This is a genomic window from Corynebacterium testudinoris (genome assembly GCF_001021045.1).
GTDB classification, from domain to species: domain Bacteria; phylum Actinomycetota; class Actinomycetes; order Mycobacteriales; family Mycobacteriaceae; genus Corynebacterium; species Corynebacterium testudinoris.
Genome location: NZ_CP011545.1, coordinates 1,892,078 through 1,917,170, shown reverse-complemented (window position 1 = coordinate 1,917,170; position 25,093 = coordinate 1,892,078). Strand labels below are relative to the sequence as shown.

The window sequence follows — 25,093 nt, the reverse complement described above, 5'->3', positions numbered from 1 at the left end:
GAGGCCGCACCATGGGCATGGAATTCAAGATGAGCCAGGAGTACTTCAACGAGTTCGACCCGGAAAAGTTCGCCGCCCAGATCAAGGCCAAGGCGGCGGCCGATGAGGCGGCGAAGGAAGCAGCCAAGGAGGCCGGCGTCACCGGTACAGAGGACTTCGACGAGGCGTGAGAACTGGCATCTGGGCCACCACCGCGATCATTCTTGGCGCGGGGGTGGCCGCTATTGCGGGCTACGCGATCACGGAGCAGGCGGCCCACCCGACGGTCATCGCCGAGGCGGCCCCGGCTCCTGAGCAACTGATCCCTAGCGCCTCGGTCCGGGTCCCGGTGGATAGTCCGTGGGCGCCCGGCACTGCCGTGACCATCACCTCGACTTTGCCTGTCCCCGGCCAGGAAATCCGCGTCGGGCAGTGCACCATCGCCTACAGCTTCACGGCGGGGGAGAAGGCTTATGCCCTCACGGCCTCGCACTGCGGTCAGGTGGGAAACCACGTGTGGCCGAGCACCGAGAACATGGAAGCCAATTTCGACGCCCCGGTGGGTTCCTTCGTCTACTCCGATCTTTATGATCCCGCTGGGGAGAAGCTCGATGCCGGGATCATCGAGATCACTAACCGCGCCATCGTCATGCGCTCCCCGGACAACACCGCCGGTACGGCCGTCGCCCAGGACATCACCGGGCTGCCACCGGAGGTGTGCAAGTACGGCAACACCACCGGGGTCACCTGTGGTGAGCCCCAGGCGTCGGAGGCGTTGGCCATTCTCACCGGGCATGATGGCACCGAGTTGGAGGCGTTCGCCTCAACCGCACAGATTTGTGCCCAACCAGGTGATTCCGGCGGGCCGGTCTACGCGGACCTGGACGGCCAACGCGTCATTATTGGGCTTGTCTCCGGTACTCGCGGGGCGGATGACGCCGCCGGCTGTGGCCCGGAGCTCGGGTCGATGACCATGTCGTACACCGCCATGCCGAAGATCCAGCATCTCGTCGACCGGGTGGTCCCCGGCGCGGACTACCTCTAGGAAGGACGCCTGCTATGCCCACTCCCGATTTCATCCTCGCCTTGCGTGAGAAGGTAGGCCACGATCATTTGTGGCTGCCTGGTGTGACGGCCATTGTGCTGCGTGACGTCCCGCCGGGCGCCCCCTTGTGGGCCGTGCCGGAGGTCCTGCTGGTCAAACGCGCCGACGACGGTCGGTGGACCCCGGTCTGCGGCATCTGCGAGCCGGGGGAGGACCCGTCCGAGACTGCCCTGCGGGAAGTCAAGGAGGAGACGCTTATCGAGTCCCGCGTTGAAGCACTCCTCGGCGTTGGTCAGGTGGGGCCGGTCACCTACCCCAATGGCGATGTCACCTCCTACATGGATACGTGCCTGCGGCTCTCCCCGGTCGGGGATGCGGAGCCGCGGGTGGGGGACGAGGAATCGACCGACGTGGGATGGTTCGAGGTGTCCCGCCTGCCGCAGTCGATTACTCCGCGATTCCGGTTGAACATTGCCGATGCGGTGGCGCAGTTGAAGCATCCCGCCGGTTTCCGGCCCCGCGTCGGCTACCGGAAGCGGGATCGGTAAGGCGTTGACTGACTTTTCGCTGTGAGATTCCCCGCAGTCTGATATCTCGACTTTCCACCTGGTGTTTTCTCAGGTCAGGGTAGGATTCCCACGCTTTACGTGATCTGCGCAACAGACTACAACTTCTATGTATGACCATGTCCGTTGCCGGGATTCCAGCCCACCCCCTCATCGTCCACCGCACCGTGGTGGTTCCCCGCCTGCGTGGCCGAGTGGCTACCCCAGGACAGTAGGGAGAATAACCATGGCTATTTCTCAAGCATTGCTCGGCCATAGCGGAGAGGCCCACAATACCGGGCACAACTCGCGCCTCAATTGGCTGCGTGCGGGAGTTCTCGGCGCCAATGACGGCATCGTGTCGGTAGCGGCCCTGCTCTTGGGCATCATCGCGACTGGTGCCAGTGAGGGCCCCATCCTCACCGCCGGTATTGCTGCAACGGTGGCCGGCGCCGTGTCCATGTCCTTGGGCGAGTACGTGTCCGTCTCAGCCCAGAGGGATTCGGAGAAGATGCTCATGGACAAGGAGAGAACGGAGCTGGCCGAACTCCCCGAGGCGGAGAAAGAAGAGCTGGTGGGGATCTTGCAGACCTATGGCATCGCGCGCGCCACCGCCGAGCAAGCGGCGACGGAGATCAACGCTGGTGATCCGCTCCCGGTGCACCTGCGCCTGGAGCTGGGGATGACCGAAGGCGAATTGACCAGCCCGCTGGCCGCGGCGGCGTCCTCCGCGGCGGCGTTTCTCCTGGGTGCGCTGCTGCCGATGCTGGCGGTGCTCATCGCCCCGCAGGACGTCATGGCGTGGATTGTCACCATCGTGACCCTCGTCGCCCTGGCCACCACGGGGGTTGTCTCTGCGCATTTGGCTGGGACGTCGAGGCTGCGCTCGATGCTGCGGCTGCTGGTCGGTGGTTCCGCTGGCTTGGCCCTGACGTACTTTGCTGGTGCGCTGTTTGGTGGGATGGCGTAACTCTCCGCTAGCTACGCCTTCTTCACCACGCTCGACTTCAGCTTCATGGCACCAAAGCCATCGATCTTGCAGTCGATGTCGTGGTCATCGGTGGTGTCAATGAGGCGGATATTGCGGACCTTTGTGCCCGCTTTCAGCGGCTGTGTGGCGCCTTTGACCTTGATGGTTTTGATTACGGTGACTGTATCGCCGTCGATAAGCACATTGCCCACGGCATCGAAGATGTCCGCCGGGCCCGTGGCATCAATGGTGTCGTCGGCCGGAGTCAATTGAGGCGTCCATTCATGGGCGCACTCAGGGCAGACCAGCAGAGGATCCATCTCGTAGGTGAATTCGCTGGCGCATTGCGGGCAGGGTGGCAATTGTTCCGTTTCGGTGCTCATGGTGGTCATTATGTCAGCGCCCATGGCCGGGAAGGGAAATCCGTTTGTCGCGTAGCCCTCGCGCCGGGTACTATTGGTAATCGGTTTCAATAGAGTTTCAATTAGACATCAGGAGTTCCCCACACCATGCGCCTTCAGCGATCCGCCACCCTCATCAGCATGGCCGCGGCCTCCACTCTCGTGCTGGCCGCCTGCTCATCCGCCGGTGACTCCGATGATAGCGGCGCCAAAGATGGCCTGACGCTCGTGGCCACGACGACCCCGCTCGGCAGCGTGACCGAGCAGATTGCCACCTGCGCCGGAGGGAACTACACCACCCTCATGCCGGTCGGCGCGGATCCGCACGACTTCTCCGCCTCCTCCGCCCAAATCGCGGCGATGATGAAGGCCGACCTGGTCATTGCCAATGGCCTCGGCCTCGAAGGAGGTCTGGCCTCCACCCTGGATCAGGCGGAGCTGGACGGTATCCCGGTGATGGACGTCGCCGACGAGGTCAACCCCATCCCCTTCGGCGATCACGATCATGAGCACGACGACCACGATCATGCTGGACATGAGGGGCACGATCACGGCGAGTTTGATCCGCACTTCTGGCTCGACGCCGGCCGCATGGCTCAGGGTGCGGAGCTGATCGGCGCGCAGGCGGCGGAGCTGTCCGGGGACAAGAAGTGGTCCGAGTGCGGCGCGGAGGTTAGTCAACAGCTCAAGGACCTCGACGCGCAGGTGCGCACCACCCTGGACGCCGTTCCTGCCGACAAGCGGGTCATCGTCACCGACCACGATGCCTTCGGCTACTTCAACGCCGCCTACGGCTTCGAATCCGCCGGTGTGGTCGTCCCCGGCGGCTCGACGGAGGCCGAGCCTTCCTCGCAGGACCTCGCGGCGCTGGCCCAGACAATCAAAGACAGGGGAGTGCCGGTGATTTTCTCCAACACGGCAGTTAACCAGGGGCTGGTGGATTCCCTCGCCCGGGAAGTGGGCAGCGACGTGGCGGTCGTTCCGCTATATGTCGGCAGCACCGGCCCGGAGGATTCTCCGGCGGCTGACTACCAGGGCATGATGCGTGAGAATGCCCGCCTCATCGCTGAGGCACTCTCCTAACATTGTCGTCAGGGCGGAAGGGACTACCGTAGACCCGTGATCGATTGGCTTCTAGAACCTTTCCTGCTGGGATTCCAGCAACGAGCACTCATTGGCGGGCTCATCGCGGCAGTGATGAGCGCGACTGTCGGAGTGTGGCTCGTCCTGCGCGGCATGAGCTTCTTCGGAGATGCCTTCGTCCATGGCGTCCTCCCGGGCATCGCGGCCGCGGTCGTCTTTGATTTCAACCCCATTCTCGGTGCTGCTGTGGCCGCTGCGGTGATGGTCGGTGCGGTGGAGGTGATCCACCGGCACACCAACCTCAAGGAAGACACCGCCATTGGCCTGTTATTCGTCGGCATGATGGCCCTCGGCGTGGTGATTATTTCGCGCTCAAGTTCGTTCACGGGGTCGCTGACCAGCATTTTGTTTGGTGATGCGCTCGGGGTGTCCTGGTCGGCCATTCAACAGCAGGGGATTTTGGCGGTCATTGTCATCGTTGGTTCGCTGGTGCTCTATCGGCCGCTGCTGGTGTTGTCCTTTTCCCCGGTCAAGGCCGAATCCTTGGGGATGCGTCCCAAGCTCACCCACGCCTTATTGCTCGTGCTCATTGCCACCGCTGTGATTGGCAGCTTCCAGGCGGTGGGCACCATGCTGGTGTTTAGCCTGCTTGTCGCCCCGCCCTCGGCCGCTGCTCTGCTGTCGCGCTCGATCCCGATGATGATCGCGCTGTCGGCGGCCATTGGCGCCGCCTCGGTCGTCATCGGCCTCATCCTCAGCTACTACTGGGGGACTGCAGCGGCGGCGACGATGGCCCTTGTGCCCATCGTCTTCTTCCTGATCGTCATGGAGGTCCAGTATCTCCGCCGTCGCCTGCCCACTCGTCGTTCCGCTTCAGCCGGGGTGACAGCATGAGCGATTTCGCGCACGCCCGGGGACTGAGCTTGGGCTATGACCGCACCATCGCCGTGCAGCCATCGGATTTTTCCATCCCAGCGGGCAAACTCACGGCCATCATCGGCCCCAATGGTTCCGGCAAGTCGACGCTGTTGCACGCTCTCGGTGGGCTCATTGAGCCGCTCGGCGGCGAGTTGGTGGTGTTGGGGGGACGGGCCGATGCGGCTAAACGGCGAATTAGCTACGTCATGCAATCCGTCAGCTTCCCGGAGGGCGTGCCACTGTCGGTGCGCGAGATCGTCTCCATGGGCCGCTATCCCCGGTCGGGGTGGTTTGGGCGGCTAAACGCCGCTGATAAAAAGCGTATCGACGCCGTCATGGATCGCCTGCGCGTCACTGATCTCGCCCGTCGGCACCTGGAAGAGTTGTCCGGCGGGCAGCGCCAGCGCGTCTATGTTGCACAGGGCCTCGCCCAATCACATGACGTGTTGCTCCTCGATGAGCCACTCACTGGCCTTGACCTCGTCTCCGCGCGCACCATCGATGAGATTATCCACGACGAGACCGATGATGGCCGCACTGTCGTCCACACCACCCATGACCTGGATGAGGCACGCGCAGCCGACCATGTCATCCTCATGTCCAACCGAGTCGTGGCTTTCGGACCCCCGGAGCAGGTCTTAACGATTGACAATCTGCGGGAGGCGTACAACCTCGGTGAGCTGCATGAATCGACGGGAATGATCGTCGATGATCCGTATCGTGAGTGCTAATTTTAGCCGAAGTGAGGTCGCTCACGATTGTTTTGTGGATACGACACCAAGTGATAATGTTGGCGAGTCAACAAACAGAGGAGTAGTCATGAAGATCGCAGTGTTCGTCGGTTCCATCCGTGAGGGACGCTCCGGCATCACCATCGGCCAGTGGGCCATCGAGCAGCTTGAGGCTCGCCACGACGGCAACGAGTACGTGCTCGTTGACCTCAAGGAGCAAGACCTTAACCCCATGACCGCCAACCCCCCGCGCATGGTCAAAAACGGCGACTACGCCGACCCGAAGACCCGCGCCTGGGCGGAACTTATCGGTCAATTCGACGCCTTCATCTTTGTCACCCCGGAGTACAACGCCTCCATCCCCGGCCCGATGAAGGATGCTTATGATCAGCTGTTTGAGGAGTGGACCGGCAAGCCCGTCGGCTTCATCGGTTACGGTGCTGGTGCCGCCCGCACCTCCGTCGCCCACTGGCACGACATCGTCGGACGCGTCGGCATGAAGCTCGTCCCGGCCCAGGCCGAATTCTCCTTCACCGAGCACTTCCCCGACATGGTCTTTACCCCGGGTCAGCAGGGCATTGACTGGGTCAATGCCATCGCCGACGAGCTTATCGACGCCGCCGCTGTCACCGAGTCCGCCAACGTCTAGGCGGCTTAACCCGCGGCGGACTGCGCCGCGATCGCCGCAAGGCTCAACCCCGTGGCCACGAGGTTATTCACCGCGTGGCCTACAAGGGGATAAGCCAGCTTCCGGCCATTGAACAGGTACAACGCGGTCATGACGACGCCAATTGCAATGTACTGACCTGCCTCCATGAGACCTGCGGGCGTGAAGCTGCGCAGGTGAATGAGGCTAAACAACACCACCGACGCCACGCTGAGCAACCACACTGGGAACTTAATGCTCAGCCGGCCGATGAGAATCTCCCGGAACACGATCTCTTCCACCACCGGACCCAGAATCACCGCGATGATGACGGCGAACGCCGAGGTAGTCAAGAACTGGTTCACGGCCTCCTGGTTCGCCGTCGGCGCCCCCTCCGTGCCCTTGAGAAGCAGGAACAACGTGGAGATGGCAAAGATGGCCACAAACGCGATGGCCGTCTGGCCGAGGACCTTGAACGGATGGTTCTTTATCTCGGCCAGGGCCTCGCGGAACACCTCCCGAAACATCACCACCGCCAAGATCGCGAGGAAGAAATACCCTCCCACATTGAGGCTGTTCCAAAAGCCGGTGGTGCTCTTCGGGATGAAGAGCCCGAAGACCTGCGGTAGAAGCTGAGAAACCAGCACATAGATTGCCGCATAGATCAGGGGCGTGCGCAGGCGCGATGATAACAAGGTGGTCGACTCCCAAGTAGAGAACTGAATACTTACTTAGGTGAGATTAAGGAATCTCGCTGGGGGAGTCGGGAGGGGCGGCTGGCAACGGGCTGTCAGGGTAGGCCCCCTCTGGAGGTGTGATTTCACCCCGTAGAAACGACTCGTCTCAGGCGCTCCAAGGCGGATGAAGGGACCCGTTTCACTATGGTGAAATCACAGCAAGCGATAGTCGGACCGAGTAGCGCGCCACCGCCAGTGGGTTAGCGGTAGATCTCTGCTGTTTGCTCCCATAGATCGTCGATCGGGGAGCCTGGCGGGAAACGGCCATCGATCTCGAGGATCGCTAGCCCGTGTGTCGAGGCAAACAGGCTCTGCGCCTTGAGCGGATCGCCGGTGACCCGGGCGAATGGGGCGCCCGACCAATCCTCCAGCCCGGGGGGAAGTGCTGAGCGCTCAAGGGGGCCGGTAGTTGCTAACCGATAGTGATGCGGATGTCGCGTTGCTTGAGTGCGGTAGAGGTCAAGCAGATTCGCGACTGTCGTTGCCTCCCACAGTGCGTCGCCCATCTGGAAGAAGGATTGCGTGAGAATGATGGTTCCCAGCTCCTCCTTGTTGGCAACGTGGTTGTATAGCGACGGTGCCTTCATTCCCACCCGCTCGGCCAGGCGGCGCATCGTCAGAGTCTCCCAGCCTGTTTCCTCAAGCATCTCTCGCGCCACAGAGATGATCGCAGCGGTCCGGTGAGTGAGGGGCTGGGGTGTGGGGCGATCCATACTCAAAATCTACCTGTGGGCGTGGTCGGTGATGGCCGCCGCCAGCGCTTCGGTGCTGGTGGCGAATTCCTCCTCGAGATTGAAGGAGGGCCGCAGTAGCATCACGGCGGCTCCTCGAAACTCTTCGCCCTGGACGATGGTCACGGTCCCTGGTCTGGGACCTGGGTCGATCCGGAAATAGTGTTCCCCGTCCGCGATGCCTCTCATCAGTGTAGTTCCTCGCCAGCGCAGCTCCTGCCCAGATTTGGCCACGAGGACAACCGGCCGGAAGGTGAATTCTGTCCCACTGGACTGGGTGCGATTGAGTAAAGTCTCGCCGACTGCAGGCGTTCCCGACAATTCAACAGTGTGCGGGTTCCAATCCACGTGTCCGGGCAAATCAGTGATGACTTCCCATGCCTGCTCGCGCGACGCGGTGGCAGTGGCGCGTTGTTCTACGCGGTAGGGAATTAGGAATCCGGCCGTCGCGGTGGCAACACAAAGACCGGTGACGGAAAGGGTGATGATGGTGCGGGTTCTCATGGTAGCCTCCTATGACTAACAGTGTTAGTTCTGAAGCTAACACTGTTAGTTAATGGCGTCAAGGGCTGTCAGTGATGGGAACCCTCTGTAGGCGTGATATCACCCCGTAGAAACGACTCGTCTCAGGCGCTCCAGGGCGGATGAAGGGACCCGTTTCACTATGGTGAAATCACAGCAAGCGATAGTCGGACCGAGTAGCGCGCCACCGCCAGTGGGTTTTCTGCTGACTGAACCTATAGACGCAAGGCCCCGCCTCACACCGCGGAGACGGTGGGAGGCGGGGCCTTGAGGAGCACGTGGGGCCGCGGTTAAGCAGTCCCTAGCAGTCGTAGTACATCTCGAACTCGAGCGGCGTCGGGCGCAGGCGCGACGGGGAGATCTCGTTGTCGTACTTGAACTTGACGTAGGTGTCGATGAGGTCCTCGGTGAAGACGTCGCCTTCGGTGAGGAACTCGGAGTCTTCCTGCAGGGCTGCGAGGGAGGCTTCGAGGGAGGTCGGTGCCTGCGGGATGGAGGCTGCTTCCTCCGGCGGGAGCTCGTAGAGGTCCTTGTCCACGGGGGCGTGCGGCTCGATGCGGTTCTTGATGCCGTCGAGGCCGGCGAGCATCATGGCGGCGAAGCCGAAGTAGGGGTTGCCGGAGGGGTCCGGCGCGCGGAACTCGATGCGCTTGGCCTTCGGGTTGGAGCCGGTGATCGGGATGCGCACGGCGGCGGAGCGGTTGCGCTGCGAGTACACGAGGTTGATTGGGGCCTCGAAGCCGGGGACCAGGCGGTGGTAGGAGTTCAGCGTCGGGTTGGTGAAGGCAAGGACGGCGCCAGCGTGGTGGAGGATGCCGCCGATGTAGTAGCGGGCGAGGTCGGACAGCCCTGCGTAGCCGGACTCGTCGTGGAACAGCGGCTTGCCGTCCTTCCATAGCGACTGGTGGGCGTGCATGCCGGAGCCGTTGTCGCCAGCGAGGGGCTTGGGCATGAAGGTGGCGGACTTGGCGTTGGCCACGGCGGTGTTCTTCACGATGTACTTGAAGGACTGCAGGTCGTCGGCAGCGTGCAGCAGGGTGTTGAACTTGTAGTTGATTTCCTGCTGGCCGCCGGTGCCCACCTCGTGGTGGAAGCGCTCGAGGTCGAAGCCGGCGGAGCGGAGGTGGCGGACCATCTCGTCGCGGACGTCGGTGGTGGTGTCATACGGCGGGACGGGGAAGTAGCCGCCCTTGACGCGGGTCTTGTAGCCGAGGTTGCGGGAGCCGTCGAGGTTGTACTCCTCGCCGCGGTTCCACCAGCCTTCATCGGAGTCGACCTCGTAGAAGCTGGAGTTGATGTCGGCGGAGTAGCGGACGGAGTCGAAGAGGTAGAACTCTGCTTCGGCGCCGAAGAAGCAGGTGTCGGCGATGCCGGTGGATGCCAAGTATTCTTCTGCCTTGCGGGCGACGTTGCGCGGGTCGCGGGAGAAGGGCTCGCGGGTGAAGGGATCGTGTACGAAGAACTTCATGTTGAGGGTCTTCGCCTTGCGGAAGGGGTCGATCCGCGCGGTGGCGACGTCCGGAAGGAGATTCATGTCGGATTCATCGATCGTCGTGAAGCCACGGACGGAGGAGCCGTCGAATGCGAGGCCTTCCTCGGCGGCTTCCTCGTCGAAGAGTTCAGCCGGGATGGTGAAGTGCTGTTCGATGCCGGGGACATCGGTGAAGCGCACGTCGAGGAATTCGACGTTTTCATCCTTGATGAACTTGACTACTTCTTCGATGGACTTAAAGGCCATGGTGGCTCCTCGTTGGTAGACAATCTGCTGAGCTGACACCCATGCTACAGGCGCTGGAAAATAATATTAGTCGATCGACCGATTTTATTGTCAAGCGGAGTGGGGGTAATCACTCATTCGAACTATACGCAGGCGCCCGCTAGGCTTTCAGGCATGGCGAACCCCAAGCGCAGCTGGCTCGATGGCCCGCAGATCCCTGGTGAACACGACGACCCCTTTGCCCCTGGCCAATGGCCCGGCGAGAAGCTGGGTCTGCCCGCCACGGGACCGAGCTCCTTGGCATCCGTTGCCCGCCGAGCAGTCGGCGTCGCCATTGACTGGTTCATCTGCTGGATGTTCGCCATCGCCTTCGTGCGGTTCTCGTCCTCGCTTGGCGACGTCGCTACGGTCACCCTCATCTTCTGGGTCATTCTGGGCATCGTGTGCGGTTGGCTGTTCTCCCGCACTCCGGGCCACATCGTCCTAGGCATGGGCATCGCGCGGGTCGACGTCGGTGGAGCCCGCGTCGGCCTCTGGCGCGCCGTCGTCCGCACCCTGCTCACCGCATTGGTGCTGCCCGCCGCCATGGTGGATTCCGATGGCCGCGGCCTGCACGACCGCGCCACCGGCACGGCCGTCATCCGCGGCTAACGCCAGCTAAATCAACAGGATGAGCAATACCTGGGCGGCGATGATCTTGAGCACCATCGACACCGGGTACACCGACGTGTAGCCCATCGCGGGCAATTCGTTTTTCGCCGTATCGGAGAGGTACGCCAGCACCGCCGGCTGCGTCTGGATGCCCGCGAGGACACCGGCAGTCTCGCCGAACGAGAGCTTCATGATCTTGTAGCCGACAACCATGACGAACACCGACAAGATGAGCGTGACCAGTCCGCCGGCGGCAATGATGGACAGCGAGACCGGGTCAGAGAGCGCGTCACGGAAGCCCGCACCGGCCGTCGTGCCGATCGCCGCGAGGAAGAGCGTGATGCCCATCTGCCGCAACGCCAGGTTCGCCCCATAAGGCACCTGCCAGACAATCTTGCCGGTCCTGCCAATGGCTCCCAGAATGAGCGCCACCACGAGTGGGCCGCCCGCGCTACCGAGCTTGAGCTCGGCACCACCGGGGATGGGGATGGCGATCATGCCCACCGCCACGCCGATGGCGAGACCGGCGACGAGAGGGAACAAATTGACGTCGGAAAGCCGACGATAAGAATCGCCGAACAAGCGGGTGACCTTGCCCATGCGGTTGTGCGCGGAGACGACGCGCACGCGGTCGCCGAGCTGCAAAATGGTGTCTGGTGTGGCGATCATGTCGTGGTCGCCGCGGCGCACGCGAGTGATGAGCAAGCCCGAGAGCTGCGGGCGCAACTTAGCCAGGGGGATACCCACCAGGTCGTTGTTGGAGACGAAGATGCGGCGGTAGTCCAAGTCGTGGCCATGGAAGGGATCACCAGGCAGAGCCTCGCCGAGCAGTTCCGCGGCGCGCTCCAATTCTTCCTCAGTGCCGACAACGGAGAGGATGTCTCCTTGCTTTGCCCACGCCGATTGGGAGGGGATGCGCTGCTCGCCATCGCGCTCGAGGCGGGAGACGATGACGGAAAGATTGAGATCCTCGGGCAGTTCGGCGATGGCGTGGAGATCATCTCGGCGGACCAGGATGCGGCGCGTATACAGCTCCTGGACCGCGACCCCCTGCTCCAATGCCTCCTGGTCGTAGTCGACCTTCCACAATTTACCCAGGAAGGCGATCGTCAAAATGACGAGCAGAACACCCAGCGGGTAGGCGAGCGAGTAGGCGACGAGGGGGAGAGCCTCGACCGACTTGAGCTCACCGGCATCGGTGTAGATCGTCGGCAGGGCCTCGACGACGGCTGCCATGGCCGGGGTGTTGGTCAGCGCGCCGGTAAACATACCGGTACCGGTGACCCCGTGGAGGCTAAACAGCTTGACCAGGCCATAGGTGGCCGCCGAAATGACGGCGAAGGCAATGACCGCGAGGAGATTGTTACGCAGACCTTTGGAGCGGAAGTTGGCAAAGAAGTCGTGTCCCGACTCCAAGCCGATCGTGTAGACGAACAGCGATAGTCCAACGATGTAGATGAGGGAGGGGATCTGGATGGCGGGCTCGATCGCGGCCATAACCAGGCCAACGAACAAAACGGCCGCGACGCCCAGGCGGAAGCCAAAGATGCGTACGCGGCCGAGCAACAGGCCCACGGCCATGATGACGAGAAGGGCCAGCAGAGGGCTCTCGACGAAAATGTTCACTTAGACCATGTTGCCAGATCGCCCGGTGATAAGCCGAACGCCCCCGGCCCCAAAAGTGGGGATGATCGGGGGCGTCACGGCGTAAAACGGGCACGATTGGGCGGTTAGGTGTTTCCGCCCTTACCCTTATTGGCTCGCTTGAGGCGACGGTTCATGCCACTCATGTTGGCTGCCTTGGGCAACGGGCCCTTCGGCAGACCCGCACCCGGGTTGCCGCTGCCGATGCGATCCATGGCTTCGATCTTCGCGTTGACGGCGTAGACCTCGTCCTTTTTGTAGTTTCGGGGAAGTTTCAGCAGCTCACGCTGCAACTTCTTCAACGTCACCTGGCCTTCGCCTTCACCGACGAGCACCTCATAGATCGGGACGTCACCGGCCAGGCGGCTGATGCGCTTGCGCTGCTGGTTGATCAGCGGCTTCACGCGGTGCGGCTCACCCTCACCGACGAGCACCACACCGGGGTTACCCACGACGCGGTGGACTGTATCCATGTGAGTGTTCATTGCCACAGCAGTTTTGGTGTGCCAGACGATGCCAACGGTGTTGCGCATATTCTCCAGCGTCCACCCGGCGGCACCCGGGGTGTCACCCACGCGGTCATACATCGAGCCTTCGAGGCGCTTAGAGAAGATGTACATGGCCAGCACGAAGCCGAGACCCAGGCCCAGGGAGAGCATGAACCACTGGCCGTTGAAGAGCAGGCCGATGAGGAAGAAAGCCACACCCATGCCGACGATCGCGAGGAGCATCAGCGGGATGAGCTTCTTATCCTGCTTGCGTTGCAGGTTGAAGGCCTGCCAGAACTGGCTCCACGTTTGCTTACGCTTCGCCCGCTTGGCGGCCCTCTCCTCTGATTTGGCGGCCTTCATTGCCGCTTTCTGTTTATCGTCTGCCATGTCGTATACCTTAGCGTGAGCTTACGGGGGTTTCTTGGGAGGGGCCGTACTTCTGCAGGAGGGTGGTGGCCTCCTGATCAGTCGAACCCTGGGAGGTCTGGGCCAGATGGGAGAGATTGGCGGGAACCTCCATTCCGCGGGCAGCCATGGCCTCCGAGTAGAGGCGACCGGCGCGGTAGGAAGAACGGACCAGCGGTCCCGACATCACGGCGCCGAAGCCGATCTCGCGGGCGAAGTCGGCGTGGGCGACGAACTCTTCCGGCCGGACCCAGCGGTCAATGGGATGGTACATCGGTCCGGGTCGGAGGTACTGGGTGATCGTAATGATGTCGCAGCCAGCGGAATGCAGGTCCTGCAGCGCCTCGGTGATCTCCTCCGGAGTCTCGCCCATGCCGAGGATCAAGTTCGACTTAGTGATGAGGCCGTAGTCACGGGCCTGGCGAATAACATCGAGGGAGCGATCATAGCGGAAGGCCGGGCGGATGCGGCGGAAGATGCGCGGCACCGTCTCCACATTGTGGGCAAAGACCTCAGGGCGGGACTCAAAGACCTGCTCGAGCAGCTCGGGGCGGCCAGAGAAGTCCGGCACGAGGTTTTCCACGCCGGTGTTCGGGTTGAGCTCATGAATCTGGCGGACGACCTCGGCGTAGAGCCAAGCACCTTCGTCATCGAGGTCATCGCGGGTAACACCGGTGATGGTGGAGTAGTTCAGGCCCATTTCCTGGACGGATTCTGCCACGCGGCGGGGCTCGTCGCGGTCCAGCGGCTCCGGCTTGGCGGAGTTGATCTGGCAAAAATCACAGCGGCGTGAACAATTGGCGCCACCAATGAGGAAGGTCGCCTCGCGGGATTCCCAACATTCGTGGATGTTGGGGCAGCCAGCCTCTTGGCACACAGTGTGCAAGGAGGCGCCGGCGACTTTGCGCTTCATGTCTTCGTATTCGGGTCCCGTTTTCACCGCGTTGCGGATCCAGCGGGGTTTGCTCTCGATCGGCGTCTTCGAATTGCGAGCCTCAACGCGGAGCATTTTTCGGCCATCTGGTGCAATAGTCACGCCATCACCCTACTTGGATTTCAATTTCGAGGAAAATACCGGCTGAGAAGTGTATAAGCACTTACGCGCGCTTCCTCCCCAGGCCCTTTGTCGGGTCTGGCGCAGAGCCAAAAGTATGGTCGGCGACCTGCAGTTGCCCGGCGAGGGCGGCAGCCAGATTATCCACCAGCGCGTCGGTCATCGATGCCACCGTGACGTCCCGTCCGAGCTCGAGGCTCGTGGTGGTGACGTCGGCGTCGTCGATCCCGCAGGCGATGATGTGCTGATAAAACTCCAGGGTGTTATCGCAGTTGAGGCTCAGCCCGTGCATGGTCACCCCGCGGGTAATGCGGATACCCAGGGCCGCGATCTTGCGATCGCGGCGCGAAGCGGCCGCGTCTGCGGCGGTGACGGTGCCTGGGACCCAGACCCCCGAGCGGCCGTCGATACGCCCGGCATGAGCAACCCCGGCCTCCCGCACCGTCTGAATGATTGCTTCCTCCAAGCGGCGGACGTAGTCGACGACATCGACCGGCTCCGCGAGGCGGACGATGGGGTAGGCGACGAGCTGCCCCTCGCCGTGCCAAGTGATGCGGCCCCCGCGATCAACATCGACGACCGGCAGGCCATTCGTCGGACGATCCTCGGGCTGAGTGCGCTTGCCTGCGGTGTAGACGCTGGGATGCTCCAGAATAAGCAGTTGATCGCCGATCTCCCCGGCGGCGCGTTGGGCCGCCAACTGCGCTTGGAGCTCCCACGCCGCCTCATAGTCAACAACCCCGAGGCGCTGGACGTTGAGAGGTTCGTGGGACGCCCGGATTGACAGGTCAGCGGGGAAAAACGGGTCGCGTGGTGCAGTCATGATGTGTCTCAGGATACGCCAATGGCCCCGTCGCCGGTTCTTGGGAAGAAAACCGGAAACGGGGCCACCAGGAAGCGGGAAACCTACACGCCGTTGGCGTCCGCGTACTCGGCGGCGGTCATGAGCGGACCGGCCTCGGTGACCTCGACCTGGAACAGCCAGCCCTCACCGAAAGGATCGTTGTTGATCACGGAGTAGTCATCATGGACGGCGTCATTGACGGCCGTGACGGTACCGGTGACGGGGGAGTACAGATCGGAGACGGACTTGGTGGACTCGACCTCGCCACAGGTCTCGCCAGCGGTGACCGTATCGCCCACCTCGGGCAGCTCAGCGAAAACGACCTCGCCGAGGCGGTCGGTGGCCACAGAGGTGATGCCGATCTTGACGGTGGTGCCGGTGGCGGCGTCAGCGGTGGTGTCGATCCACTCGTGGTCCTCGGAGTAGGCGAAGTTCTCGGGCAGGTTAGCCATGGTGGGGGTGCTCCTCAAGTTGGGTGTCAGGGTGTTGACGGTACTGGGACTAGATACTAGCGGGCCGGGCGCTGGTAGAAGGGGGTTTCCACGACCGTGTATGGGTGGCGCTTGCCGCGGATATCCACCTCGAGCTCATCGCCGACGGAGATCCCGCCGCTGAGTAGCGCGAGCGCCACCGGGTGGCCGAGCGTGGGGGAGGGCTGGCCGGAAGTGACCTGGCCGAGTAGCTCATCACCGCGGTAGACCTCAGCACCAGCGCGCGCTGCCCGCCGGCCTTCGCCACGCAGGCCGACAATGCGCGAGGTGGCCACGCGATCCACCACGGCGTCACGCCCGACGAAGTCAGCCTCCTTCTTCTTAAAGGCCATGCCCATGCCCGCTTCCACCGGAGTGATGCCCAGGGTGAGCTCGTTGCCGTAGAGCGGCATGCCCGCCTCCAGGCGGAGGGAATCGCGGGCAGCGAGGCCAGCCGGGATGAGGCCGTGGGCGTGACCAGCGGCGGCCACCTTGTCCCACAGTTCTTCTGCCACCTCGTTGGGGACGAACAGCTCGAAGCCGTCCTCCCCGGTGTATCCGGTGCGGGCAACCAAAGCCTCGAAGCCGCCGACGACGACCGGGGAGGCGGAGTAGTACTTCATATCGGTGATGGTCGCAGCGTCCTCAGGTGCCACCAGCTCGTGGAGGATAGCCACAGAGTTCGGGCCCTGGACGGCGATGAGCGCGGTGCTCAGTGATTCGTTGGCCAACTCCACGTCGAAGCCCTGGGCGCGCTCCTCGAACGCCTCCCACACCACATCGGAATTGCCGGCGTTGGGGACGACGAGGAACTCGTTCTCAGCCAGGCGGTAGGAGATGAGGTCATCCATGATCCCGCCGTCGGCGTTGATGATCATCGAATACTTGGCCTTGCCCACCGGGAGGGGCGACAGCGAGGAAATGAGCACGTAGTCGAGGAATTCAGCGGCCTGGGGGCCGGTCACGCGGATCTCACCCATGTGGGACAGATCGAATAGCCCGGCGGTGCTGCGCACGGCGCGGTGCTCGTCGAGCTCGTTGCCGTACTTCAGGGGCATGTCCCAGACCCCGAAAGGCGTGAATGACGCGCCCAGGGCCTCGTGGCGGGAATGCAGGGGGCTGTGGCGAAGGTCGGTCATGTGTCGTGGTCCTTTAAGAATCGGAGTCGGAGTCATCATGGAAGTCGAAAGCCTCGGGCGGCGGGCACGAGCACACGAGGTTGCGATCGCCGTAAGCCTCGTTGAGGCGGCGCACCGGCGGGAAATACTTCGCTCGGTGCAGGCCCGGCACGGGCCAGGCGGCCTGCTCGCGGGTGAACGGGTAGTCCCACTCATCCCGAGAGACCGACCAGGCGGTGTAGGGCGCATGATGGAGGACGGAGTCGTCGTAGTTGACGCGACCGTCGATAATCTCTTGGATCTCGGCGCGGATGGAGCGCATGGCGTCGATGAAACGATCTAGCTCCGCGAGGTTCTCGGACTCGGTCGGCTCCACCATGAGCGTGCCCGCGACCGGGAAAGCCAGGGTCGGGGCGTGGAAGCCGTAGTCGATGAGGCGCTTGGCCACATCGGCGGCGGTAACACCGGACTGCTTCGTCAGCTCACGCAGGTCAAGGATGCACTCGTGGGCCACCAGGTCGTTCTTGCCCGTGTACAGCACCGGGAAGGAATCACGCAGGTTCCGGGCGAGGTAGTTGGCACCCAGGATGGCGTTGGCGGTCGCGCGCGCCAGGCCCTCGGAGCCCATCATCGCGATGTAGGACCACGAGATCGGGAGGACTCCCGCGGAGCCGTACTTCGACGACGCGATCGGCACGCCGGTGTCATCGGCGGCGGGCTTCGACGGATCGGTGGTGACGGGATTGGCAGGGAGGAAGGGCACGAGGTGCTCGGCCACGCACACCGGGCCGACGCCCGGGCCGCCACCACCATGGGGGATGGTAAAGGTCTTGTGCAGGTTGAGGTGGGAGACATCGCCGCCGAACTTGCCCGGCTGAGCCAAGCCCGTCAGCGCGTTCATGTTCGCTCCATCGATGTAGACCTGCCCGCCGACCGCGTGGACCTTGTCGCAGACGGTGCGCACAGTGTCCTCAAACACGCCGTGGGTGGACGGGTAGGTGATCATGATGGCGGCGACATGCTTGCCGTACTGCTCCAGCTTCGCCTCCAGGTCCGCGAGGTCAATCGAGCCATCGTCGGCCGTGGCGACCACCACGACGCGCAGGTTGGCCAAGGTCGCAGACGCCGCATTCGTGCCGTGCGCGGAAGCCGGCACGAGGCAGATGTCACGCTCATGATCGCCGTTGGCCACGTGGTAGCGACGAATAGCCAGCAGACCAGCCAACTCACCCTGCGAACCGGCATTCGGCTGCACGGACACCTTGGCGTAGCCCGTCACTGATTCCAGCCAGCCTTCGAGCTCCTCAATGAGCGCGATCCAGCCCTGGGCCTGCGCATCCGGCGCGAAGGGGTGAATGTTGGCAAACTCCGGCCAGGTGATCGTCTCCATACCCGCGGTGGGATTGAGCTTCATCGTGCACGAGCCCAGCGGAATCATCGTCCGGTCCAGCGCCAAGTCCTTATCCGACAGCATGCGCAAGTACCGCAGCATCTGAGTCTCGGAATGGATGGAGGAGAAAATCGGGTGGGTGAGCGTCTCCGTCGTGCGCTTAACCGAATCTGGGACCGCCGATACCGGCTTTTCGACGTCCGCGTCGGTGAACGCCGCAGCCAACGCTGCAACGTCCGCCTCCGTCGCCGACTCACCGAACGACACCCCCACGGTGTCAGCATCGATGGGGCGTACCAGGTAGCCAGCATCTGCCAGCTTATCGACGACCCCCTGCGCCCCACCGTCCGCAACGCGGACGGCCACCGTGTCAAAGAAAGCATCGTGAAGCACGGTCACGCCGCCCGCCCGCAGAGTCTCCGCGAAGCTAGAGGCACGGTCGTGGACGCGCTCGGCGATGGCCTTCAAGCCAGCCGGGCCGTGGTAAACGGCATACATCGAGGCCGTCACCGCGAGCAACGCCTGAGCGGTGCAGATGTTCGACGTCGCCCGCTCGCGGCGAATATGCTGCTCACGCGTCTGCAAAGCAAGCCGGTAGGCGGGGTTGCCATCCGAATCAATGGACACACCCACCAGGCGCCCCGGCATCTGACGCTTGAGCGCATCACTGACCGCCATAAACGCCGCGTGGGGTCCGCCATAGAACAGCGGAACACCAAAACGCTGGGAGTTACCCACCGCGATGTCCGCGCCCAACTCGCCGGGCGACTCCAGCAGGAACAACGCCAGGAGATCGGTCACCACCGTCGCCACACCACCCCGATCATGGATCGCGTCAATGATGCGACGAGGATCGACGACATCACCCTCCGTGCCCGGGTACGCAATAACAACGCCGCACAGATCCTCACCAACGAGCTCACCCGTGAGGTCAGTGATCTCCACCTCGAGATCAATAGCGCGAGCACGCTCAGCCGCCACACCCAACACCTGCGGGTGCAAACGCGAATCGAGGATGACCCGACGGCCCTTCTTCTTCGCCCGCGACATCAAACCCACGGCCTCCGCAACAGCAGACGCCTCATCCAACAGCGACGCATTGGCCAACGGCAAGCCCGTCAGCTCCGAAACCATCGTCTGGAAATTGAGCAGAGCCTCCAACCGGCCCTGCGAAATCTCCGGCTGATAAGGCGTGTACGCGGTGTACCACCCCGGATTCTCCACCACGTTCCGGCGAATGACCGGCGGGGTAATCGTGTCTGAAAAACCCTGACCATAGAACGCCTTGAGGACCACATTCTGATCCGCGTACGACCGCAGCTTCGCCCGCGCTTGGGTTTCCGACAGCGCCTCCCCGATGACCGGCGTCTGCTCAACCCGGATGTCCGCGGGGAGAGCCTGATCAATGAGCTCATCAATCGAGGAGTAGCCGAGCTGATCCAACATCACCTTCTCCTCGGCGGGATCTGGGCCTATGTGACGGGCCAGGTAAGAGGCGGGATCGGTGACCGGAGAAAATGACATTCGGCAATGGCTCCTTGAGACATAGTGGGGCAGGACTCAGTCTCCACGATTATATGGGCCAGAGCACGTTTGTTGTTAGGCGTTGGTGGCCGGCCCTTCTACCTGGGGGAAGGGCAGCGATCTCAGGGTCGGCGTGCACGCGTGGGCGGTTAGCGGTGTCGATTGTCGTTTGTGTTGCGCCGGCGGAGGGGGCTTTTTCGGGCGGCGCGCTCACAGGGCAATTCGAGCAGACTGATTAATCGAGAGCGCCGACTGAGCTACTCGATTAATCAGCCTGGTCACATCGTCATCTTCAAGACCCCAGCCATGCGAAAAACCGCCCTCCCACCGAAGTGGAAGAGCGGCTTGTCAGCGGACTGCTTAGATATCCAGGTCTTCCTGGAAATCAGCGGTCTCGAGGCGGTCCTTGATCGTGGTAATGAAGCGACCGGCATCAGCACCATCGATCACCTGGTGATCGTAGGTGAAGGGCAGGTAGCACATCTGGCGGATCGCGATGGAGTCAACGCCGTCATCGGTGACCACCACCGGACGCTTCTCGATGGCCGCGGTACCCAGAATGCCGGCCTGCGGCGGCGTGAGCACCGGGGTGTCCAGCAGGGCACCTTCCGAACCGATGTTGGTCACCGTGAAAGTACCGCCGGCCAGATCGTCGGGGCGCAGCTTCTTGTTGCGAGCACGCTCGGCCAGGTCGGTGATGGCAGCGGCGATCTCAGCCATCGACAGGTCCTGAGCCTTCTTGATCACCGGTACGAGCAGACCCTGCGGGGTATCCACGGCGATCGCGATGTTGACGTCAGAGTGGTAAGTCATCTCCTTGGTCTCGGCGTTGTAGGACGCGTTGACGTTCGGGTGAGACACCAGAGCCTCGGCGACAGCCTTGACGATGAACACCAGGTAGGTCGGGTTCGCGCCGTGCTTCTTCACGAAGGCATCCTTCGCAGCCTTACGCAGCTCAGCGACGCGAGTCATGTCAACTTCCTGGACATGGGTCAGCTGCGCGGTGGTCTGCAGCGACTTGATCATCGTCTTAGCGGTGATCTCGCGGATGCGGTTGACCTTCTGGGTCGTGCCAATCAGCTCAGCCTTGGCCGGATCAACGGACTTGGTCGACCAGTGAGCGCGGGCATCCTTCTCGGCCGGTGCCGCAGACGTCGCCTCGGAACCACCCTCGGCCGCAGCCAGGACATCCTGCTTGCGAATACGGCCACCAACGCCGGTGCCCTCCACGGTGGAGAGGTCGACGCCGTGCTTGTCGGCGAGCTTGCGCACCAGCGGCGTGACGTAAGGAACGTCCGCGTTGTTGACCTTCTTCTCCGGCTGCTTCTCCGGCTGCTTCTCAGCCTTCGGCTCTTCCTTCTTGGGCTCCGGCTTCTCGGCCTTGGGAGCCTCCTTCTTCGGTGCCTCTTCCTTCTTCTCTTCCTTGGGAGCAGCCTTCGGAGCGGGCTTCTTGGCAGCGCCAGAGCCGACGCGGGCGATGACGGCTCCGACGTCGACGGTGTCGTCTTCGTCGGCGAGGATTTCGAGGAGGGTGCCGGCGACGGGGGAGGGGATCTCGGTGTCGACCTTGTCGGTGGAGACCTCGAGGAGGGGTTCGTCGACCTCGACGGTGTCGCCGACGGATTTGAGCCACTGGGTGATGGTGCCCTCGGTGACGGATTCGCCGAGTTCCGGCATCTCCACGTCGGTGGCGTCACCGGAGTCTCCGGAGTCAGATGACTTGTCAGCGGAGGCAGCCTCGTCGACGGTGTCGTTGTCGTCCTTGGACTCGGCCTCATCGATAGCGTCGTCGGAGGGCACGTCGTCGTCCGAATCATCATCGGAGGAGCCAGCGGAGTCACCGGAAGCAGCTGCCTCGTCGCCGACGCGGGCGATGACGGCTCCGACGTCGACGGTGTCGTCTTCGTCGGCGAGGATTTCGAGGAGGGTGCCGGCGACGGGGGAGGGGATCTCGGTGTCGACCTTGTCGGTGGAGACTTCGAGGAGGGGTTCGTCGACCTCGACTGTGTCGCCGACGGACTTGAGCCACTGGGTGATGGTGCCTTCGGTGACGGATTCGCCGAGTTCCGGCATCTCAACGTCAGTGGCCTTGGCGGAACCGCCGGAGGACTGAGGGGCGGACTCCTTCTTCTCTTCCTTCGGAGCCTCCTCCTCTACTACCTCTTCTTCGACCTCGTCGTCTGCAGAGTCAGAGTCATCGGAGTCGGTGGATTCGTCGGCGTCACCAATAATGGCGATGACAGCGCCGACATCAACGGTGTCGTCCTCCTCGGCTTTGATTTCCAGCAGGACGCCGGCCTGGGGGGAGGGGATCTCAGTGTCAACCTTGTCGGTGGAGACTTCGAGCAGCGGCTCGTCGACCTCCACGGTGTCGCCGACCTGCTTCAGCCACTGAGTGATGGTGCCTTCAGTGACGGATTCGCCCAGTTCGGGCATCTCTACGGAGAACGCCATGGTGTTTTGACTCCTCGAAAGTCGTTCGTTTGTCGATAGCTATTCGTTCTCAGCGTACCGGTTGTGGTGGTGATCATGTCATCGAACCCCGGCCGCCGGGTATATGCCCCTACAATTGTAAGTCGTGTTCAATTTTTTCGGCCGTAACAGATCCCGGTCTTCGATCCGTCCGCCCCGGGCTCCGGGGGACACCATCCGCCAAAACGACGCGGACTACCTCCGTACTTGGGTGGTTGGCCGAGCCTTCGTGGAGGCGTTTGTGGAGCCGGAGACAGTGGTCAATGAGATGTCGGTGGTCTTGGTTGATGAGAATGGGGATTTCACCCGTCGTCGCATTGGCGGGCCGAAGGGGATCGATGCCGTGTCCAAGCTGCTTGGCGTTCCCGTCTATGACGTTGAGGAGACCGGGTACCCCCAGCGCATGCGCGAGCGGATCGAGCGGGAGCGGCTGCTGAGGAAGCGGGAGGAGCAGCGTCAGCGCCGGGAGAAGTTCGAGCGGGGGGAATTGCCTGATTAGACGGTGACCACACGCACGCCGAGGTCGCGGATCTCGGCGAGCATCTCGCGCGGGGCGTCCGCTGTGGTCACGAGGGTGTCCAGGTCGGAGACGTCGGCGAAGCGGAAGGTGGAGACCCGTCCGAGTTTGCGTGGGGTCACCACCAATATGCTTCTCGACGCCGCCGCCATCCCCGCGCGCTTGTTCTCGGCGTCCGGGTACGTCACTGTTGCCAGGCCACGTTCCAGGGAGGTGGAACAGCTCCCGAGCAGGATGACATCGGCGGAAAAGTCACGGATCGTGGATAGTGCTGCGCTGCCGTGGAGGGCGAGGGTGTCGTTTTCCACTTCGCCGCCGGGGATGATGACTCGGGCTCCTGGGCGTTTGGCTATCGCTGCCGCCGAGTAGAGCGAGAGGCATAGTGCGGTGATGGGACGCCCGGACAGGCGCCGGGCGACGGCCTGACACGTGGTGCCGTTGTCGATGATCACCGACTCCTCATCGTTGATCATCTCGGCGACGGCAATAGCGAGAGCCTGCTTCTCCGCTTTGTCCTCGGATTGGCGCAAGGAAAACGGTTGGGGTGCACCGCGGGTAGCCACTTTCTTGGCCCCGCCGTGCACCCTCTCAACTGCGCCGATGGCTTCCAGTTCGGCGAGGTCGCGTCGAATGGTGACCCCGGAGGCGCCGGTGAGTGACACGAGCGAATCGACCGTGGTTACCCCCGGTCGATCGACTGCTCGGATGATCACTTTGAGTCGTTGTTCCCGGTCCATGCCATCAACTGTACTGATCAGAGAGCCGATAAATGATCAGTGATTGTGATCGAATGATCTCCTAGGGTGAGGCCCATGGAACTCATCAACCACCTCTGGAACAACGTCCTCCCTTCCTTCCAACAAGCCGGGCTGAAAGCCACCCGCCGATTCCTCGACGACATGGGCTATCCCGGCTAGCGCTCCTGCGCAACCTCCTGCAACAGCGCTAGGAAGGTGCGCACCGGAACGCCGGTGGCGCGCTTGCCGGTGTACCCGTAGGCGCTGCCGTTGTTGAAGGACGGCCCCGCGATATCAAGGTGGGCCCACTCGAGGCCCTCGGGAACGAACTTCGATAGGTACAGCGCAGCGAATTCCATCCCGCCGAGGGTGGAGTTATGCGAATTGCGGATGTCGGCGGCAGGGGACTTCAGTTCTTCTTCCTGCTCCTCCAGCATCGGCATGGCCCACGCCGGCTCGCCGACAGTGCGACCCAGGGCCGCAATTCGATCGCGCAGGGCATCGGAGCCCATGACGCCGGAGGTCCGGGCGCCCAAAGCGAAGAGCTGGGCACCGGTGAGGGTGGCCGTCTCGACGAGGTAGTCGGGCTTGTCCTCGCTGGCGCGAACGATGGCATCGGCAAGCACGAGGCGTCCCTCGGCGTCGGTGTTGATGATCTCGGAGGTGATCCCGCCGTAGTGGGTGATCACGTCGCCGGGACGCTGGGCCTCACCGTCGGGCATGTTTTCCGCCAGCGGCAACGTGGCGGTGATCTTCACGGGCAACCCCAGCTTGGCGGCGGCGATGATCGTCGCGGCCACGGCGGCCGAACCACCCATGTCGGAGATCATGTTCTCCATCTTCGCGCCGGGCTTGAGGGAAATTCCGCCGGTATCGAAGGTGATGCCCTTGCCCACCAAAGCTACCGATTTCTTTGCCTTCTTCGGGGACCACGTCAGGCGCACAAGACGCGGGCCACGGGCCGAACCCTGACCCACGGCGAGGATGCCGCCAAAGCCCTGCTTCTTCAGAGCCTTCTCATCGAGAACCTCCACCTCCAGGCCGGCCTCCGAGGCTGCGGCGGAGAGGATAGCGGCATAAGACTCCGGGTACAGGTGAGAGGAGGGAGTGTTGACCAAGTCGCGGGCGAAGACGGCGGCCTCGGCGGTGGTAACCGCGGTGTCGAATTCCGCGGTGTCCTTCTTGGGATCGCCCAGGACAACAATCGTGCCCACGGGAGCGGAGGATGCCTTCTCCTTTTCACTGCGCACACCGGGGTACTGATACGCGCCAAGGATCAAGCCCTCGACGGCCGGAGCCAGGCCGAAAATACCCACGGTGGTAGCCACCGTCCCCAGCCCCTTCAACGAGCGGGCGGCCGTGCCAGCAGCACGGCGGACGTCCTCGTCGTTGAGGTCTTCCGGGTCGCCTAAGCCAACAGCGATGACGCTGTCCGCGGACACGCCCTTCGGGGCGGGGACGCGGGTGATCTCGCCGGCGCGGCCGGTGGCACCAACGGCGGTGAGGGAGCGCAGGACGGTGCGCAGGGCGGCGTCGTCAAGCAAGGTGGAAGCCGGGAGCTCCAGGCCGTCATCGCCGCTGAGGACGGGGACGAGGAAAGCGTCGGTGGACTTAGGGGCCTTCTTTGCCAGCGTGAGCTGCGGGGTGGTGCTGCGGGCGGGCAAGGCGAAAGTGGCATCAGCCATGAATCGAGTACCTCCTAGGGTGGTTAAGGTGTGGGTCCAGCTTATAGATAGGCCCCGATTGGTGCG

Annotated in this window: 25 protein-coding genes; 10 read left to right on the top strand and 15 right to left on the bottom strand. The window is 63.0% G+C overall.

Translation table 11 applies throughout. The annotated features are described in order from the left end of the window. The first annotated feature begins 11 nt into the window (after positions 1-11). From CTEST_RS13760 to CTEST_RS09145, 4 genes are all read left to right on the top strand, one after another. Positions 12-170, top strand: a complete 159-nt coding sequence (locus CTEST_RS13760; RefSeq protein WP_169748259.1) for a hypothetical protein — start codon at positions 12-14, stop codon at positions 168-170. Further along, positions 167-1,024 carry a trypsin-like serine protease gene (locus CTEST_RS09155; RefSeq protein ID WP_052844357.1) on the top strand — a complete coding sequence of 286 codons (858 nt, stop codon included), beginning with the start codon at positions 167-169 and terminating at the stop codon, positions 1,022-1,024. Before CTEST_RS13760 ends, CTEST_RS09155 begins: the two co-directional genes overlap by 4 nt. A gap of 14 nt (positions 1,025-1,038) precedes the next feature. Further along, a complete protein-coding gene (locus CTEST_RS09150) occupies positions 1,039-1,572 on the top strand; it encodes an NUDIX hydrolase (RefSeq protein WP_047253479.1) in 534 nt (177 codons plus the stop codon). Between the two features lie 244 nt (positions 1,573-1,816). Beyond that, positions 1,817-2,539, top strand: coding sequence for a VIT1/CCC1 transporter family protein (locus CTEST_RS09145; protein ID WP_047253478.1), 723 nt, complete (start codon positions 1,817-1,819; stop codon positions 2,537-2,539). 11 nt (positions 2,540-2,550) lie between these two features. Here the strand turns inward: CTEST_RS09145 and CTEST_RS09140 are convergent, their stop codons facing one another. Then, positions 2,551-2,934: a zinc ribbon domain-containing protein YjdM gene (locus CTEST_RS09140; protein ID WP_446483057.1), complete on the bottom strand. Its 384-nt coding sequence runs from the start codon at positions 2,932-2,934 to the stop codon at positions 2,551-2,553. A gap of 114 nt (positions 2,935-3,048) precedes the next feature. Here CTEST_RS09140 and CTEST_RS09135 point away from each other — a divergent pair, with 114 nt between their 5' ends. The 4 genes from CTEST_RS09135 (at position 3,049) to CTEST_RS09120 (ending at position 6,321) form a co-directional block, all read left to right on the top strand. Then, positions 3,049-4,023, top strand: a complete 975-nt coding sequence (locus CTEST_RS09135) for a metal ABC transporter substrate-binding protein (protein ID WP_052844356.1) — start codon at positions 3,049-3,051, stop codon at positions 4,021-4,023. Between the two features lie 36 nt (positions 4,024-4,059). After that, the gene (locus CTEST_RS09130; RefSeq protein ID WP_201774804.1) at positions 4,060-4,917 is read left to right on the top strand and encodes a metal ABC transporter permease; all 858 of its coding nucleotides are present in this window, start codon (positions 4,060-4,062) and stop codon (positions 4,915-4,917) included. Beyond that, positions 4,914-5,672: a metal ABC transporter ATP-binding protein gene (locus tag CTEST_RS09125; protein ID WP_047253477.1), complete on the top strand. Its 759-nt coding sequence runs from the start codon at positions 4,914-4,916 to the stop codon at positions 5,670-5,672. The genes CTEST_RS09130 and CTEST_RS09125 overlap by 4 nt, the downstream gene beginning before the upstream one ends. A gap of 88 nt (positions 5,673-5,760) precedes the next feature. After that, complete coding sequence (locus CTEST_RS09120; protein WP_047253476.1) at positions 5,761-6,321, top strand: NADPH-dependent FMN reductase; 561 nt, start codon at positions 5,761-5,763, stop codon at positions 6,319-6,321. 5 nt (positions 6,322-6,326) lie between these two features. Here CTEST_RS09120 and CTEST_RS09115 read toward each other — a convergent pair whose 3' ends face one another. The 4 genes from CTEST_RS09115 to glnA all read right to left on the bottom strand — a co-directional run bounded on the left by CTEST_RS09115 (position 6,327) and on the right by glnA (position 10,046). Next, positions 6,327-7,013, bottom strand: a complete 687-nt coding sequence (locus CTEST_RS09115) for a CPBP family intramembrane glutamic endopeptidase (protein WP_052844355.1) — start codon at positions 7,011-7,013, stop codon at positions 6,327-6,329. 242 nt (positions 7,014-7,255) lie between these two features. Further along, positions 7,256-7,768, bottom strand: coding sequence for a TetR/AcrR family transcriptional regulator (locus CTEST_RS09110; RefSeq protein WP_047253475.1), 513 nt, complete (start codon positions 7,766-7,768; stop codon positions 7,256-7,258). A gap of 9 nt (positions 7,769-7,777) precedes the next feature. Beyond that, positions 7,778-8,290, bottom strand: coding sequence for an SRPBCC family protein (locus CTEST_RS09105; RefSeq protein WP_052844354.1), 513 nt, complete (start codon positions 8,288-8,290; stop codon positions 7,778-7,780). A 319-nt stretch (positions 8,291-8,609) separates the two neighbouring features. Then, a complete protein-coding gene (gene glnA / locus CTEST_RS09100; protein WP_047253474.1) occupies positions 8,610-10,046 on the bottom strand; it encodes a type I glutamate--ammonia ligase in 1,437 nt (478 codons plus the stop codon). A 153-nt stretch (positions 10,047-10,199) separates the two neighbouring features. Between glnA and CTEST_RS09095 the strand changes: the two genes are divergently transcribed. Further along, entirely contained in the window at positions 10,200-10,676 is a 477-nt protein-coding gene (locus CTEST_RS09095) for an RDD family protein (protein ID WP_047253473.1), read from the top strand. Between the two features lie 6 nt (positions 10,677-10,682). Here the strand turns inward: CTEST_RS09095 and CTEST_RS09090 are convergent, their stop codons facing one another. From CTEST_RS09090 to sucB, 8 genes are all read right to left on the bottom strand, one after another. Then, entirely contained in the window at positions 10,683-12,302 is a 1,620-nt protein-coding gene (locus tag CTEST_RS09090; protein ID WP_047253472.1) for an aspartate:alanine exchanger family transporter, read from the bottom strand. 104 nt (positions 12,303-12,406) lie between these two features. Next, positions 12,407-13,198, bottom strand: a complete 792-nt coding sequence (locus tag CTEST_RS09085) for a DUF4191 domain-containing protein (RefSeq protein WP_047253471.1) — start codon at positions 13,196-13,198, stop codon at positions 12,407-12,409. 10 nt (positions 13,199-13,208) lie between these two features. Continuing rightward, complete coding sequence (lipA, locus tag CTEST_RS09080; RefSeq protein WP_047253470.1) at positions 13,209-14,252, bottom strand: lipoyl synthase; 1,044 nt, start codon at positions 14,250-14,252, stop codon at positions 13,209-13,211. A gap of 61 nt (positions 14,253-14,313) precedes the next feature. Further along, positions 14,314-15,093, bottom strand: coding sequence for a lipoyl(octanoyl) transferase LipB (gene lipB / locus CTEST_RS09075; RefSeq protein ID WP_047253469.1), 780 nt, complete (start codon positions 15,091-15,093; stop codon positions 14,314-14,316). Between the two features lie 83 nt (positions 15,094-15,176). Then, positions 15,177-15,566 carry a glycine cleavage system protein GcvH gene (gene gcvH / locus CTEST_RS09070; RefSeq protein WP_047253468.1) on the bottom strand — a complete coding sequence of 130 codons (390 nt, stop codon included), beginning with the start codon at positions 15,564-15,566 and terminating at the stop codon, positions 15,177-15,179. Between the two features lie 56 nt (positions 15,567-15,622). Beyond that, positions 15,623-16,723, bottom strand: a complete 1,101-nt coding sequence (gene gcvT / locus CTEST_RS09065; protein ID WP_047253467.1) for a glycine cleavage system aminomethyltransferase GcvT — start codon at positions 16,721-16,723, stop codon at positions 15,623-15,625. Between the two features lie 13 nt (positions 16,724-16,736). Next, positions 16,737-19,616, bottom strand: a complete 2,880-nt coding sequence (gene gcvP / locus CTEST_RS09060) for an aminomethyl-transferring glycine dehydrogenase (RefSeq protein WP_047253466.1) — start codon at positions 19,614-19,616, stop codon at positions 16,737-16,739. Positions 19,617-19,976: 360 nt separating this feature from the next. Continuing rightward, entirely contained in the window at positions 19,977-22,070 is a 2,094-nt protein-coding gene (sucB, locus tag CTEST_RS09055; RefSeq protein WP_052844353.1) for a 2-oxoglutarate dehydrogenase, E2 component, dihydrolipoamide succinyltransferase, read from the bottom strand. Positions 22,071-22,194: 124 nt separating this feature from the next. Between sucB and CTEST_RS09050 the strand changes: the two genes are divergently transcribed. Then, on the top strand, positions 22,195-22,587 hold the full coding sequence (locus tag CTEST_RS09050) for a hypothetical protein (protein WP_047253465.1): 393 nt from the start codon (positions 22,195-22,197) through the stop codon (positions 22,585-22,587). On the opposite strand, the gene CTEST_RS09045 is transcribed toward CTEST_RS09050, so the two are convergent. After that, the gene (locus tag CTEST_RS09045; protein WP_047253464.1) at positions 22,584-23,342 is read right to left on the bottom strand and encodes a DeoR/GlpR family DNA-binding transcription regulator; all 759 of its coding nucleotides are present in this window, start codon (positions 23,340-23,342) and stop codon (positions 22,584-22,586) included. The two genes, CTEST_RS09050 and CTEST_RS09045, sit on opposite strands and share 4 nt — an antisense overlap. 176 nt (positions 23,343-23,518) lie before the next feature. After that, on the bottom strand, positions 23,519-25,027 hold the full coding sequence (locus CTEST_RS09040; protein ID WP_047253463.1) for a leucyl aminopeptidase: 1,509 nt from the start codon (positions 25,025-25,027) through the stop codon (positions 23,519-23,521). Positions 25,028-25,093 lie beyond the last annotated feature (66 nt).

Coding starts and splice junctions, on each gene's coding strand:
- CTEST_RS13760 (WP_169748259.1), top strand. CDS start 12: ATGGGCATGGAATTCAAGATGAGCCAGGAGTACTTCAACGAGTTCGAC.
- CTEST_RS09150 (WP_047253479.1), top strand. CDS start 1,039: ATGCCCACTCCCGATTTCATCCTCGCCTTGCGTGAGAAGGTAGGCCAC.
- CTEST_RS09145 (WP_047253478.1), top strand. CDS start 1,817: ATGGCTATTTCTCAAGCATTGCTCGGCCATAGCGGAGAGGCCCACAAT.
- CTEST_RS09135 (WP_052844356.1), top strand. CDS start 3,049: ATGCGCCTTCAGCGATCCGCCACCCTCATCAGCATGGCCGCGGCCTCC.
- CTEST_RS09125 (WP_047253477.1), top strand. CDS start 4,914: ATGAGCGATTTCGCGCACGCCCGGGGACTGAGCTTGGGCTATGACCGC.
- CTEST_RS09120 (WP_047253476.1), top strand. CDS start 5,761: ATGAAGATCGCAGTGTTCGTCGGTTCCATCCGTGAGGGACGCTCCGGC.
- CTEST_RS09110 (WP_047253475.1), bottom strand. CDS start 7,768: ATGGATCGCCCCACACCCCAGCCCCTCACTCACCGGACCGCTGCGATC.
- CTEST_RS09105 (WP_052844354.1), bottom strand. CDS start 8,290: ATGAGAACCCGCACCATCATCACCCTTTCCGTCACCGGTCTTTGTGTT.
- glnA (WP_047253474.1), bottom strand. CDS start 10,046: ATGGCCTTTAAGTCCATCGAAGAAGTAGTCAAGTTCATCAAGGATGAA.
- CTEST_RS09095 (WP_047253473.1), top strand. CDS start 10,200: ATGGCGAACCCCAAGCGCAGCTGGCTCGATGGCCCGCAGATCCCTGGT.
- CTEST_RS09085 (WP_047253471.1), bottom strand. CDS start 13,198: ATGGCAGACGATAAACAGAAAGCGGCAATGAAGGCCGCCAAATCAGAG.
- lipB (WP_047253469.1), bottom strand. CDS start 15,093: ATGACTGCACCACGCGACCCGTTTTTCCCCGCTGACCTGTCAATCCGG.
- gcvH (WP_047253468.1), bottom strand. CDS start 15,566: ATGGCTAACCTGCCCGAGAACTTCGCCTACTCCGAGGACCACGAGTGG.
- gcvT (WP_047253467.1), bottom strand. CDS start 16,723: ATGACCGACCTTCGCCACAGCCCCCTGCATTCCCGCCACGAGGCCCTG.
- gcvP (WP_047253466.1), bottom strand. CDS start 19,616: ATGTCATTTTCTCCGGTCACCGATCCCGCCTCTTACCTGGCCCGTCAC.
- sucB (WP_052844353.1), bottom strand. CDS start 22,070: ATGGCGTTCTCCGTAGAGATGCCCGAACTGGGCGAATCCGTCACTGAA.
- CTEST_RS09045 (WP_047253464.1), bottom strand. CDS start 23,342: ATGGACCGGGAACAACGACTCAAAGTGATCATCCGAGCAGTCGATCGA.
- CTEST_RS09040 (WP_047253463.1), bottom strand. CDS start 25,027: ATGGCTGATGCCACTTTCGCCTTGCCCGCCCGCAGCACCACCCCGCAG.